Source organism: Pseudomonas sp. B21-017 (assembly GCF_024749245.1).
Lineage (GTDB): Bacteria > Pseudomonadota > Gammaproteobacteria > Pseudomonadales > Pseudomonadaceae > Aquipseudomonas.
The window spans coordinates 3,978,565-3,991,037 of the sequence record NZ_CP087194.1 but is presented as its reverse complement, the minus strand read 5'-3'; the positions used below and the strand labels follow the sequence as shown (position 1 = coordinate 3,991,037).

At 60.2% G+C, this 12,473-nt stretch carries 13 protein-coding genes; 6 read left to right on the top strand and 7 right to left on the bottom strand.

Going from position 1 to position 12,473, the window contains the following annotated elements; all coding sequences use genetic code 11:
• Nucleotides 1-3: 3 nt before the first annotated feature.
• A complete protein-coding gene (locus LOY28_RS17985) occupies nt 4-636 on the top strand; it encodes a PQQ-binding-like beta-propeller repeat protein (RefSeq protein ID WP_064618500.1) in 633 nt (210 codons plus the stop codon).
• Nucleotides 637-654: 18 nt separating this feature from the next.
• On the opposite strand, the gene LOY28_RS17980 is transcribed toward LOY28_RS17985, so the two are convergent.
• A complete protein-coding gene (locus tag LOY28_RS17980; protein ID WP_064618498.1) occupies nt 655-924 on the bottom strand; it encodes a hypothetical protein in 270 nt (89 codons plus the stop codon).
• Between the two features lie 370 nt (nt 925-1,294).
• Between LOY28_RS17980 and LOY28_RS17975 the strand changes: the two genes are divergently transcribed.
• Both LOY28_RS17975 and LOY28_RS17970 read left to right on the top strand, forming a co-directional pair.
• Nucleotides 1,295-2,395: a hypothetical protein gene (locus tag LOY28_RS17975; RefSeq protein ID WP_258612290.1), complete on the top strand. Its 1,101-nt coding sequence runs from the start codon at nt 1,295-1,297 to the stop codon at nt 2,393-2,395.
• 16 nt (nt 2,396-2,411) lie between these two features.
• On the top strand, nt 2,412-2,765 hold the full coding sequence (locus tag LOY28_RS17970) for a DUF1428 domain-containing protein (protein ID WP_018930098.1): 354 nt from the start codon (nt 2,412-2,414) through the stop codon (nt 2,763-2,765).
• 13 nt (nt 2,766-2,778) lie between these two features.
• On the opposite strand, the gene LOY28_RS17965 is transcribed toward LOY28_RS17970, so the two are convergent.
• Nucleotides 2,779-2,973: a hypothetical protein gene (locus LOY28_RS17965; RefSeq protein WP_018930099.1), complete on the bottom strand. Its 195-nt coding sequence runs from the start codon at nt 2,971-2,973 to the stop codon at nt 2,779-2,781.
• Nucleotides 2,974-3,098: 125 nt separating this feature from the next.
• On the opposite strand from LOY28_RS17965, the gene thpR reads away from it, so the two are divergent.
• Entirely contained in the window at nt 3,099-3,638 is a 540-nt protein-coding gene (thpR, locus tag LOY28_RS17960; protein WP_064618495.1) for an RNA 2',3'-cyclic phosphodiesterase, read from the top strand.
• A gap of 175 nt (nt 3,639-3,813) precedes the next feature.
• Here the strand turns inward: thpR and LOY28_RS17955 are convergent, their stop codons facing one another.
• The 5 genes from LOY28_RS17955 to LOY28_RS17935 all read right to left on the bottom strand — a co-directional run bounded on the left by LOY28_RS17955 (nt 3,814) and on the right by LOY28_RS17935 (nt 9,070).
• The gene (locus tag LOY28_RS17955; protein WP_018930101.1) at nt 3,814-4,911 is read right to left on the bottom strand and encodes a polyamine ABC transporter substrate-binding protein; all 1,098 of its coding nucleotides are present in this window, start codon (nt 4,909-4,911) and stop codon (nt 3,814-3,816) included.
• A gap of 218 nt (nt 4,912-5,129) precedes the next feature.
• Nucleotides 5,130-6,014: an ABC transporter permease subunit gene (locus tag LOY28_RS17950; protein ID WP_018930102.1), complete on the bottom strand. Its 885-nt coding sequence runs from the start codon at nt 6,012-6,014 to the stop codon at nt 5,130-5,132.
• Nucleotides 6,011-6,892, bottom strand: a complete 882-nt coding sequence (locus LOY28_RS17945) for an ABC transporter permease subunit (RefSeq protein ID WP_177343113.1) — start codon at nt 6,890-6,892, stop codon at nt 6,011-6,013. The genes LOY28_RS17950 and LOY28_RS17945 overlap by 4 nt, the downstream gene beginning before the upstream one ends.
• 29 nt (nt 6,893-6,921) lie before the next feature.
• Entirely contained in the window at nt 6,922-8,064 is a 1,143-nt protein-coding gene (gene potA, locus LOY28_RS17940; RefSeq protein ID WP_018930104.1) for a polyamine ABC transporter ATP-binding protein, read from the bottom strand.
• A 244-nt stretch (nt 8,065-8,308) separates the two neighbouring features.
• On the bottom strand, nt 8,309-9,070 hold the full coding sequence (locus LOY28_RS17935) for a gamma-glutamyl-gamma-aminobutyrate hydrolase family protein (RefSeq protein ID WP_086944873.1): 762 nt from the start codon (nt 9,068-9,070) through the stop codon (nt 8,309-8,311).
• A 279-nt stretch (nt 9,071-9,349) separates the two neighbouring features.
• Between LOY28_RS17935 and LOY28_RS17930 the strand changes: the two genes are divergently transcribed.
• Together LOY28_RS17930 and LOY28_RS17925 are read left to right on the top strand one after the other, a co-directional pair.
• On the top strand, nt 9,350-10,726 hold the full coding sequence (locus LOY28_RS17930; protein WP_018930106.1) for a glutamine synthetase family protein: 1,377 nt from the start codon (nt 9,350-9,352) through the stop codon (nt 10,724-10,726).
• Nucleotides 10,727-10,936: 210 nt separating this feature from the next.
• Complete coding sequence (locus LOY28_RS17925) at nt 10,937-12,427, top strand: aldehyde dehydrogenase (protein WP_258612289.1); 1,491 nt, start codon at nt 10,937-10,939, stop codon at nt 12,425-12,427.
• Nucleotides 12,428-12,473: the final 46 nt, after the last annotated feature.

The window sequence follows — 12,473 nt, the reverse complement described above, 5'->3', positions numbered from 1 at the left end:
GACATGAAACATTCAACGGCTGAAATCATCCGCGAATACGGGCCTTTTCCGGGCATCGACCATGTGCATGGCGTCACCCATGACGGCCAGCGTGTCTGGTTTGCCTCAGGCGATAAACTCAACGCCCTGGACCCGGCCAGCGGCAAAACCCTGAAATCGATCGATGTCGCCGCCCATGCCGGCACCGCCTTCGATGGCCAGCATCTGTTTCAGATCGCCGAGGATCGCATCCAGAAGATCGACCCGCAGACCGGCCGTGTGCTCTCCACCATCCCCGCACCCGGTGGCGGTGGCGACTCGGGGCTGGCGTGGGCCGAAGGCACGCTCTGGGTCGGTGAGTATCGCGAGCGCAAGATCCATCAGGTCGACCCCCAGACCGGAGCGGTGCTGCGCACCCTGGAATCCAATCGTTTCGTCACCGGAGTGACCTGGGTCGAGGGCGATCTGTGGCACGGCACCTGGGAAGGTGACGAGAGCGAGCTGCGACGAGTCGATCCGGCCACGGGCGAGGTGTTGGAGAGCGTCCAGATGCCGGCTGGCGTCGGCGTGTCGGGGCTTGAGTTCGATGGCCACGACCGGTTTTTCTGTGGCGGCGGCAACAGCGGGAAGGTGAGAGCCGTGCGCCGGCCAGAATGACAGGCTGCACCCAGCCTGTCAGAAGGTGAACGCTTGCGCCGAGCGTGAAGGACGCTGAGTCATCTCGATTTCCAGCAGATGCTCAACCAGCACATCATTCAAAAAGCGGAACTGATCGTTAAGCCCCACCACTTCGTTACTGAAGTGGTGAGTGGCCGCCGGCATCAGCAAGGTTTCGAATTGCTTGTCGAACACCAGCGCGACGGCTTTGCGAGAGACGACCTGTTGCGAATAGTAGTTGCTGCCGAACACCGGAAAGCTCACGGCGAGGTTGACGGAATAGATCATGATGTCGGCTCCTCGGTTTGACCGATATCCAGCACCAGGCGGGAAAACAGGGTCAGGGTGATGGCCGTCAGGGCCAGGCAGGTCAGAAGGTGGATCAACATGGTCTGCCCCTCCGATGCGGGGTTTGAGTGGCGATGGGTTGATCCTGCACCTGACGGTTTTTTTGCGGAAGGCATTCGCGGCGATGGTGAATATCGACGTGGATGATGGTGGCGTTCCTCGATGGACTTGCGGGTCTGCTCGCGCAGGTATTTTTGAGGGCGCTACCACACTTCCTGACGGACGGCCCCCAGCCCCGACCTATACTCAAATCAACATGCTTTTACGCGTCGAACGCTCCGTTCGACGCAGACTGTAGGACACTGCGATCTTGAACCTGCGTTCGCTGATCGTCGCTGTGTTGGTGGTACTGGCGGGATGCGTAACGACTGCGCGTGCCCCGTTAGTCGTGGCGCCGGTAGTGGTTTCCCAGAGCACCTGGCAGCAGGTTGACCAGGAAATTGTCGCGGCTTCGCAGCAGGCCACCGAACAGGCCAGGGTCTATGCCCGCGGATCCATGGAGCATTGGCGCACGCGGGTTTACGAACAGACCGAAGAAGTCTTCATTCCGTGGTTCAGCAGCTATTGGACCCAGGAATGGCTGTCGATGAAGGTCAGCTGGTACACCCTCAGTGCCGGGGGTGAGCAGGATGCCTCGGCCAAACGCCTGGCGGCCTATCTGTTGGAGCAATATCACCACAAAGTGCTGGACCCGGTAGCGGTGGAGATTGATCCCGACGAGATCCTCGGGCAGGCGACAGCGTATTACGTGCAAGCTCTCGGCCAGCAACTTCAGGTCATCTCCCAGCGTCATGGCGTGCCGATGGCGCAGCTCAACGACCGTATCCAGAAAATTCCGGCGATTTCGCTGGGACCGCCGCCCGCCCGTGACGCATCGCTGTATCAGGTGGTGCACAGTGAACCGCTGACTAAGTTGCCGGCCTACGCGGCGTTGATCGACAAGATCCACACGGCAGGCGGTGAGAAGGGCATTGCCTCGACGGACGCCGGCATGACGCCAGTGGCCAAGCGCGCGAGTAAACGAATGGAAGCCGAAATGGCCCCACGAGGCGCGGCTGGTGCCGTGGCGGCAGCGGCGGGGAAACTGGCCGGGGCGGTGATTTCCCTGGGAGTGGCGGGGGTGCGTGCGGTTATTCAAGCCAACGACCGACCCGATAGCGAGGCGCTGATCCGCAGCAGCCTGGGCGACTCATTCGACAAGGCGTGGCTGAAGCTGGTGCAAAATCCTACCACCGGTGTCATGGCCGGAACGCTGTACATGGCCGGGCAAATCGAAGGCGGCTTGGCCCAGTCCCTGGCCCAGCCTGTTGCACAACCTGTTGCTCAGCCCGTCGAACCGTCGGTCGGCTTGGGTGCGGGAACTGTCGATTGGAGCCACGCTGGATCGACTACCCAGCAGATCAACCCATAACCCGAGGAGAATGATCATGGCTTACGTTGATGGCTTCGTCGCAGCGGTGCCCAAGGCCAACCGCGAAAAGTTCAAGAAACACGCGGAGTCCGCCGCCGCGATTTTCAAGGAAAACGGCGCGCTCAGCCTCGCTGAATGCTGGGGCGACGACGTGCCTGATGGCAAAGTGACGTCGTTTCCCATGGCGGTCAAACTCAAGGAAGACGAGACCGTGGTGTTTTCCTGGATCGTCTGGCCGGACAAGGCCACCCGTGACGCCGGCATGGCGAAACTGATGAGCGATCCGCGGATGCAACCGGACGTCAATCCGATGCCGTTCGACGGCCAGCGGGCGATTTTTGGCGGTTTCGAAATGCTTGTCAAAGCCTGAAGAGGCGGCAGGATCACTCCGGCGTCGGGGTGATCCTGCAGCTTTTGCGATTGCGAATCTCGCTGTCCGACGGCCGCTCCTTGATGAACTCGAAGCGCGGCTCGCCTTCGTTGTAATGAACCAGCCAGCCCCATTCCAGCTCGGACTCATCCTGGCCGGGCTTCGGTGGTACGGCCCACCATGGCTCTTTGCTGATGACCTGACGCATGGCGTCCTCCCGTCGATTCGGTTGCTTCAACTATAACGCGCATGCCGGCAGCTGCCAGAAATGGGCTTGCTGGCGGGGTATCCCTTTGTAAAATCAAAGGGTCCCCAAGCATTGAGGTGCCAGACATGAGCGATGAAACCCGCGAGCCGTTCAAACGGCTGTTTTTCGCCCTGAACTGCGCCCCCGAACAACGCCGGGCTATCGCCCAATGGCGCAGCGCGCTGGGGCTCAACATCGGGCGCCCGGTGCCGGCGGAAAACTTTCATCTGACCCTGCTGTTTCTCGGCACGGTGGGCATGGCGCAAATAGCCGGTGTCTGCAAGGCCGCTGCCAATATCCGCACGTCCGGCGTGCCGTTGACGGTGGTGCTGGATCGGCTGGACGTCTGGCGTCGCTCCGGGGTGTTGCTGCTGGCGCCCGCGCAGGCTGCACCGGAGCTGCTGCGCCTGGTGTATGCGCTGGAGCAGGCCATGTTGCCGTTCGGTTTTGAAGACACCCATCGGGAATTTCGCCCGCATTTGACCCTGATGCGCGACTACCGGGCGCCGGTCCCCGAATCCGCGACGCCGCCGGAGTTTTACCTGCGCGCCGATCGCTTCAGCCTGTTCGAGTCCCATAAAGGCCGATACATAGCGCTGGCCGAGTGGCCGCTGGTCACTTCATAAACCCACAAAAAAAGGCGCCCGAGGGCGCCTGAATTCACCTAAACCGAGGAAGCCAGGTGAAGCCGTTCTGCAGAGAGGAGTGCAGCGGTGGTAAGGCGCTGCGTGAACGGAAAAGGGAAAGCTGTAATGGATGATCGTTCCCACGCGGAGCATGGGGACGATCAGTGAGGCGGGATTACTTGCCCAGCTTCACCCGCGTCCAGCCCCGGGTCATGATCCGCTGGGTGGCAATCGGCATGTCAGGAATGGCATACAACGTCGCCATCACCGCTTGCGGCGGATACGATCCCGGGTCGTCACGAATCGCTTCGTCCACCAACGGCGTGGCCGCCGCGTTGGCATTGCTGTAGCCGATGCTGTTGGTGACTTCGGCGATGATGTCCGGGCGCATCAGGAAGTTCATGAACAGGTAGGCGTTGTCGACGTTGGCGGCGTCCCGAGGGATGGCGACCATGTCGTAAAAGCTGCCGGCGCCTTCTTTCGGGATGCTGTACTCGATCTTGACCTTGTCGCCGGCTTCCTGGGCGCGGGCCTTGGCTTGCAGCACGTCGCCGGAGTAACCGACGGCGACGCAGATGTTGCCGTTGGCCAGGTCGGAGATGTATTTCGACGAATGAAAGTAGGCCACCGATGGCCGGATCTTCATGAACAGCGCCTCGGCTTCGGTGATTTGCGCCTTGTCCCGGGAGTTCACCGGATAGCCCAGATAGTGCAGGGCAGCCGGAAGCATTTCCGTCGGTGAATCAAGAAAGCTGATGCCACAGGCTTTGAGCTTGGCGGCGTTTTCCGGTTTGAACAGCAAGTCCCAGGAATTCACCGGGGCATCTGTGCCGAGCACTTCCTTGACCTTGGCCGGGTTGTAACCGATGCCGATCGAACCCCACATGTACGGGAAGGCGTGGCCGTTATCCGGGTCGCTGGCCGAGGCGTTTTTCAGCAGCACCGGGTTGAGATTCTTCCAGTTCGGCAGCTTCGATTTGTCCAGTTCCTGATAGACCCCGGCCTTGATCTGCTTGGCCAGGAAACTGTTGGACGGCACCACGATGTCATAGCCCGATTTTCCCGCCAGCAGCCGTGCCTCAAGGGTTTCGTTACTGTCGAACACATCGTAGGTCACGCGGATACCGGTCTCGTCTTCGAACTTCTTGACGGTGTCCGGGGCGATGTAATCCGACCAGTTGTAGACGCGCAGTACCTTGTCATTGGCCTGGGCGCCAGCGGTGATTGCGCCCAATAAGGACAGTGTCAGCAGAGTCCTGCCAAACATTTTCATCGGTACAACTCCATTCTTTTTATTCAAATCGCATAAAACAAAAATGCGGTGAACACAAAACCTGTGGCTAGCGGACTTACCTGTGGCGAGGGAGCTTGCTCCCGCTGGGCTGCGTAGCGGCCCCAAAATTCTGGCAACCCATACCTATTTGTGAGTGCTGCGCACTCAAGCGCGAGCAAGCTCGCTCGCCACAGGTCAGTGCTCACTTGACAGTGGCACTAGACCGTCGCTTCTACCATTTGCTTTTTCGGTTGTTGCCAGGACTCGCTGGCAGTCTGGTCCATCGCTTCCTGAATCGCTCGTTTGCGGGTGGCTTCGGCCCTGCGGCTGAAATACCAGACCATGAACGTGACGATCGACACCGCCAGCAGAATCAGGCTGGCCACGGCATTGATCTCAGGCTTAACGCCCAGGCGCACCGCCGAGAACACTTCCATCGGCAGGGTCGTGGAGCCTGGCCCCGACACGAAGCTCGCCAACACCAAATCATCCAGCGACAAGGCAAACGACATCATGCCGCCGGCCGCCAGTGACGGCGCGATCATTGGAATGGTGATCAGGAAGAACACCTTGAGCGGCCGTGCACCGAGGTCCATGGCCGCTTCTTCGATGGACAAATCCAGCTCACGCAAGCGCGCCGACACCACCACCGCCACATAGGCTGCACAGAATGTGGTGTGAGCGATCCAGATGGTGACGATGCCGCGCTCCTGCGGCCAGCCGATCATCTGCGCCATGGCCACGAACAGCAGCAGCAGCGACAGACCGGTGATCACTTCCGGCATCACCAGCGGCGCCGTCACCAAGCCACCGAACAGCGTACGGCCCTTGAAGCGGGTCACGCGGGTCAGCACGAACGCCGCCAATGTGCCGAGCGCCACCGCGGCAATCGCCGTGTAGCAGGCGATTTCCAGCGAGCGCACCACCGAGCCCATCAGTTGCGTGTTGTCGAGCAGGCCGACATACCACTTCACCGACCAGCCGCCCCACACCGTCACCAGCTTCGAGGCGTTGAACGAGTAGATCACCAGAATCAGCATCGGCAGGTAGATAAACGACAGGCCGAGCACCAGCATCAATCGTGAAAATCCGAAACGGTTCATCCCCGTCCCTCCATCTCTTTGGCCTGGCTACGGTTGAACAGCAGAATCGGCACAATCAGGATCGCCAGCATCACCACCGCCAGGGCGGACGCCACCGGCCAGTCGCGGTTGTTGAAGAACTCCTGCCACAGCACGCGGCCGATCATCAGGGTTTCCGGGCCACCCAACAGTTCCGGAATCACGAACTCACCGACCACCGGAATGAACACCAGCATGCAGCCGGCGATGATCCCGTTCTTGGCCAGCGGCACGGTGATTTTCCAGAAGTTGTTGAAGTTGCTCGAACCCAGGTCCGACGCGGCTTCCAGCAGGCTGCCATCGTGCTTCACCAGGTTGGCGTACAGCGGCAGCACCATGAACGGCAGGTACGCGTAAACCACCCCGATGTACACGGCGGTGTTGGTGTTGAGGATCTCGATCGGCTGTGACGTGAGCCCGCTCCACATCAGGAACGCATTGAGCAATCCGTTGTTGCTGAGGATGCCCATCCACGCATACACGCGGATCAGGATCGCGGTCCAGGTCGGCATCATGATCAACAGCAGCAAGACGTTTTGCGCTTCCTTGCTGGCCTTGGTGATCGCATAAGCCATCGGGAAACCGATCACCAGGCACATCAGCGTACTTAAGAATGCGACCTTCAACGAGCCGAAGTAAGCCGAGATGTACAGCTCATCCTCGGTCAGCAGCGAGTAGTTGCCGAGGTTCAGCAGCAGCTGGAATTTCTGTTCGGCGAAGGTGTAAATCTCGGAGTAGGGCGGAATGGCCAGGGCTGCTTCCGAGAAGCTGATCTTCATCACCAGGAAGAACGGCAACAGGAAAAACAGGCACAGCCACAGGAATGGAATGCCGATGACCATTTTGCGGCCACTGGGCACCAGGCGCAGGAACTGCTGATTGAAGGTTCTCATGAGCGCAGTACCACGCCGCTGTCGTCTTCCCACCACACGTAGACCTGATCGTCCCAGGTCGGGCGTGCGCCACGGCGTTCGGCGTTGGCCATGAACGACTGGACGATCTTGCCGCCAGGCAGCTCCACATAAAACACCGAGTGGCCACCGAGGTAGGCGATGTCATGCACCTTGCCTTCGGACCAGTTGTAGCGGGTCTCGGGCTTGAGGGTGCTGACCAGCATTTTTTCCGGGCGGATAGCGTAGGTGATCGACTTGTCCTGCACCGAGGTACTCACGCCGTGGCCGACGTAAATCTTCTGCGCAAGGTCCGGGCTGTGGATGATCGCGTGACCTTCCAGGTCTTCCACAACGGTGCCGTCGAAGGCGTTCACGTTGCCGATGAACTCGCAGACCATGCGGCTGACCGGTGCTTCATAGATGTCGACCGGGCTGCCGATCTGGGCGATCCAGCCCAGGTGCATGATCGCGATGCGCTCGGCCATGGTCATGGCTTCTTCCTGGTCGTGGGTCACCATCACGCAGGTCACGCCGACGCGCTCGATGATTTCCACCAGCTCCAGTTGCATCTGCGAACGCAGCTTTTTATCCAGTGCGCCCATCGGTTCATCGAGCAGCAACAGCTTCGGTCGCTTGGCCAACGAGCGCGCCAGTGCCACACGCTGACGCTGACCGCCGGACAATTGATGCGGCTTGCGTTTGGCGTATTGGGTCATGTGCACCAGGCGCAGCATTTCTTCGACACGGGCGTCGATTTCGCTGGCAGGCAAACGGTCCTGCTTGAGGCCGAAGGCGATGTTCTGCGCCACCGTCATGTGCGGGAACAGCGCATAGGACTGGAACATCATGTTGATCGGCCGTTCGTAGGGCGGCATGTCAGTGATGTCGACACCGTCGAGCAGAATCCGCCCTTCGGTCGGGCGCTCGAAGCCGGCGAGCATGCGCAGCAGCGTCGATTTGCCCGAGCCGGAACCACCGAGCAAGGCGAAGATTTCGCCTTGATGGATTTCCAGGGACACATCGTCCACGGCGGTGGTTTCGTCGAATTTCTTGGTGACGCGGTCGACTTTCACCAGCACCTTTTTCGGTGCCTGGTGACCATCAAGAGCCTTCCTGTAGATGCTGGAGGCGTTTGCCATATGAAACTCCCAACAGGTTTCAGTCGTCGGGCCAACACGGCCTGACTTAAGAGTGGATTGCAAACCCGGGCCGGGCGATGCCATTGAATTCAACGCTTACCGCTCGGGCTTATTCGGCACCGCCGTCCTGGCTGCCTGGTCGTACTTGTTGTTATTGCGGTTCATCTATTACGTGAGCCACCGGCGCGCAAAGGCACGCCCGCCAGACTCACGGGGGCAGTCAATCGATTAGAAATGTTTGAAGTCAGCGCGTATTACGCAGCGCCGCCCGTTGTCGGCACGCCTCGCCAAACGCCTGGAAAATACTCAAGTAAGGGGGATTCGAAAGCACCTGCCATTCCGGGTGCCATTGCACGCCGACGGCGAAGGTCTTGCTGTGCTCGACGGAGATCGCCTCGATCAAACCATCCGGCGCGATCGCCTCAGCGCGCAGGCCCGGTGCGAGTCGGTCGATGCCCTGGCTGTGAATCGAATTGACCTGGAATACCTGCGGCAGGTCCAGTGCTTCGAACACACCGCCCGGTTGCACAGTCACCGCATGGGCCGCGGCGTACTGCACGGCCAGATCGGGACTGTCCGCTTCCCGGTGATCGAGCATGCCGGGCAGTTCGTGCACCTTCTGATGCAGGCTGCCGCCGAACGCCACGTTCATTTCCTGAAAGCCCCGGCAGATGCCGAGCACCGGAACACCGGCGGCGATGGCTGCACGCAATAAGGGCAGGGTGGTGGCGTCCCGTTGCGGATCGTGATCCGTACCGGGAGCGCTGGCCGGGCCTTGATAGTGGAAAGGCTCCACATTCGATGGCGAGCCGGTCAGCAGCAGACCATCCAGCTGCGCGAGCAGCGCGTCGGTTTCGGTCAGGTCGCCTAAGGAAGGAATGACCACTGGCAGCCCCAATGCCGCGACGCTGACAGCACGCAAGTACTTGTCGCCGCTGACGTGGTAGGGGTGCAGGCCAATCTGTTTGACGCACGCAGTAACGCCGATCAATGGCTTGAATGCCATTTTTATCACCTCGAAGTTTCACACTTGAACGAGCTTTTCCGGAGCTTAGCCTTGTTGATTTTAATTAACAACTCTCATGTAAAAAATTCTAAACGCCGAACGTCCGATGCTGAGGGTCTACGCGGTGTGCAAGTCTGATATGGCACTTTGGTGCCCAAAAAAGGCCAGAAAATAAAGGCTGAAAGGCCATGTGTTCGCTATTGACTTCACTTTGCCGTTCGGGTTGACTGGCTCTCGCAAGTGAAGTGAACATAATAATTAACAGCTAATAGGTGCATCATGTCGGTCCCTCTGCGTGCCGTTCAACTCAACGAAGCAAACGCATTCCTTAAGCAACATCCTGAGGTTTTGTACGTCGACCTTCTGATTGCGGATATGAACGGTGTGGTGCGCGGCAAGCGCATCGAGCGCACCAGTCTTCACAAGGTCTACGAAAAAGGCATCAACCTGCCGGCGTCACTGTTTGCCCTGGACATCAACGGTTCCACGGTGGAAAGCACCGGCCTGGGTCTGGACATCGGCGACTCGGATCGCATCTGCTATCCCATCCCCGATACCCTCAGCATCGAACCCTGGCAGAAGCGCCCGACCGCGCAGTTGCTGATGACCATGCATGAGCTCGAAGGCCAGCCGTTCTTTGCTGACCCGCGCGAAGTGCTGCGTCAGGTGGTGAGCAAGTTCGATGACATGGGCCTGACCATTTGCGCGGCGTTCGAACTGGAGTTCTACCTGATCGACCAGGACAACGTGAACGGTCGTCCGCAGTCGCCACGCTCGCCGGTGTCGGGCAAGCGTCCGCACTCGACGCAGGTGTACCTGATCGACGATCTGGATGAATACGTCGACTGCCTGCAAGACATCCTCGAGGGCGCGAAAGAGCAGGGCATCCCGGCTGACGCGATCGTCAAGGAAAGCGCCCCGGCGCAATTCGAAGTCAACCTGCATCACGTCTCCGACCCTATAAAGGCCTGCGACTACGCGGTGCTTCTCAAGCGTCTGGTGAAGAACATCGCCTACGACCACGAGATGGACACCACGTTTATGGCCAAGCCATATCCGGGTCAGGCGGGCAACGGTCTGCACGTGCACATTTCGATTCTCGACAAACAAGGCAACAACATCTTCGCCAGCGAGGATCCCGAGCAGAACGCCGCGCTGCGACATGCGATCGGCGGTGTGCTCGAGACCCTGCCGGCGCAGATGGCGTTCCTCTGCCCGAACGTCAACTCCTACCGTCGTTTCGGCGCGCAGTTCTACGTACCGAACTCGCCAAGCTGGGGCATCGACAACCGTACTGTGGCGGTGCGCGTACCCACCGGTTCGGCGGATGCCGTACGCATCGAGCATCGTGTCGCCGGCGCCGATGCCAACCCGTACCTGCTGATGGCTTCGGTACTGGCCGGTATTCACCACGGCCTGACCAACGAAATCGAGCCGGGCGCCCCGGTGGAAGGCAATAGCTACGAGCAGAACGAGCAAAGCCTGCCGAACAACCTGCGCGATGCATTGCGCGAACTGGACGACAGCGAAGTCATGGCGCGCTACATCGACCCGCTGTACATCGACGTGTTCGTGGCGTGCAAGGAAAGCGAGCTGGCCGAGTTCGAGAACTCCATTTCAGACCTTGAGTACAACTGGTACCTGCACACAGTTTGATGGGCCTGAACGGTGGGTCAATGCCATTGATGTCGAATGTGAGGCCCCCCTTCGCGGGCAAGCCTCGCTCCTACAGGGATGATGCGTCCCTTGTAGGAGCGAGGCTTGCCCGCGAAGGCACCAGCACAGCCACCATCGAAATCACCTGACACGCGACATTCGCCGGCACCAATAGAACGATCAACTATTCCTCTGCGTCGAGTCACAACCATGACAAACACTCGCAGCGACTGGGAGCAACGCTTCCAGTCCTTGACACTAGAAGGCCGCGCATTCATCGACGGCCAATACTGCCCGGCACTCAGTGGCGACACCTTCGAATGCATCAGTCCGGTCGACGGCCGCTTTCTGGCGAACATCGCCAGCACCGACGAAGCCGACGCCAATGCGGCAGTCGCCGTCGCGCACCGTGCATTTGAATCCGGCATCTGGGCGCGGTTGGCGCCCGCAGAACGCAAGCGCATCTTGATTCGCTTCGCGGACTTGATCCTGGCCAACCAGGAAGAACTGGCGCTGCTGGAAACCCTCGACATGGGTAAACCGATCAGCGATTCCATGAGCATCGACATTCCAGCGGCCGCCAACGCGATCCGCTGGAACGCCGAAGCCATCGACAAGATCTACGACGAAGTCGCCGCCACCCCGCACGACCAATTGGGCCTCGTCACTCGTGAGCCGGCAGGCGTGGTCGCCGCGATCGTGCCGTGGAACTTCCCGCTGATCATGGCCAGCTGGAAGTTCGCCCCAGCCTTGGCGGCAGGCAACTCGTTCATCCTCAAGCCTTCGGAAAAATCACCGCTGACGGCGATCCGCATCGCGCAACTGGCCCTCGACGCCGGCATCCCCAAAGGCGTGTTCAACGTGTTGCCGGGCTTCGGTCACACCATCGGCAAGGCGCTGGCGTTGCACATGGACGTCGACGTGCTGGCCTTCACTGGCTCCACCGCGATTGCCAAGCAACTGATGATCTACGCCGGGCAAAGCAACATGAAACGCGTCTGGCTGGAAGCGGGCGGCAAGAGCCCGAACGTGGTGTTCGCCGATGCGCCGGACTTGCGCGCAGCAGCTCGGGCAGCGGCCAGTGCGATAGCCTTCAATCAGGGCGAAGTCTGCACCGCCGGCTCGCGATTGCTGGTGGAACGCTCGATCCGCGAGCAGTTCATTCCGCTGCTGCTGGAAGCGCTGCAAGCCTGGAAACCGGGCCATGCGCTCGACCCTGAAACCACCGTCGGCGCCGTCGTCGATCAGCGCCAATTGGACAATGTGCTGCGCTACATCCAGGTCGGCAAAGACCAGGGCGCGCAACTGATCGCGGGCGGCAGCCGCGCCCTTGAAGACACCGGCGGCCTGTACGTGGAGCCGGCGATTTTCGACGGTGTGACCAACGCCATGACCATCGCCCGGGAAGAAATCTTCGGCCCGGTGCTATCGCTGATCACCTTTGACACCGCTGAAGAAGCCCTGCAGATCGCCAACGACAGCATCTTCGGCCTCGCCGCTGGTGTGTGGACCAGCAATCTCAGCAAGGCCCACACCTTCGCTCGCGGCTTGCGCGCCGGCAGCGTCTGGGTCAACCAGTACGACGGCGGCGACATGACCGCGCCGTTCGGCGGGTTCAAGCAGTCGGGTAACGGTCGGGACAAATCGCTGCACGCGTTCGACAAGTACACCGAACTCAAAGCGACCTGGATCAAGCTCTAACACTTTTACAGCGGCGGTCGCCGGCATAGGCCGGCGGCCCTCGGAG

Bases quoted from the DNA above. Each gene is read 5' to 3' on its own strand.
- LOY28_RS17985 (WP_064618500.1), top strand. From the start codon at position 4: ATGAAACATTCAACGGCTGAAATCATCCGCGAATACGGGCCTTTTCCG.
- LOY28_RS17980 (WP_064618498.1), bottom strand. From the start codon at position 924: ATGATCTATTCCGTCAACCTCGCCGTGAGCTTTCCGGTGTTCGGCAGC.
- LOY28_RS17970 (WP_018930098.1), top strand. From the start codon at position 2,412: ATGGCTTACGTTGATGGCTTCGTCGCAGCGGTGCCCAAGGCCAACCGC.
- LOY28_RS17965 (WP_018930099.1), bottom strand. From the start codon at position 2,973: ATGCGTCAGGTCATCAGCAAAGAGCCATGGTGGGCCGTACCACCGAAG.
- thpR (WP_064618495.1), top strand. From the start codon at position 3,099: ATGAGCGATGAAACCCGCGAGCCGTTCAAACGGCTGTTTTTCGCCCTG.
- LOY28_RS17955 (WP_018930101.1), bottom strand. From the start codon at position 4,911: ATGAAAATGTTTGGCAGGACTCTGCTGACACTGTCCTTATTGGGCGCA.
- LOY28_RS17950 (WP_018930102.1), bottom strand. From the start codon at position 6,014: ATGAACCGTTTCGGATTTTCACGATTGATGCTGGTGCTCGGCCTGTCG.
- potA (WP_018930104.1), bottom strand. From the start codon at position 8,064: ATGGCAAACGCCTCCAGCATCTACAGGAAGGCTCTTGATGGTCACCAG.
- LOY28_RS17935 (WP_086944873.1), bottom strand. From the start codon at position 9,070: ATGGCATTCAAGCCATTGATCGGCGTTACTGCGTGCGTCAAACAGATT.
- LOY28_RS17930 (WP_018930106.1), top strand. From the start codon at position 9,350: ATGTCGGTCCCTCTGCGTGCCGTTCAACTCAACGAAGCAAACGCATTC.
- LOY28_RS17925 (WP_258612289.1), top strand. From the start codon at position 10,937: ATGACAAACACTCGCAGCGACTGGGAGCAACGCTTCCAGTCCTTGACA.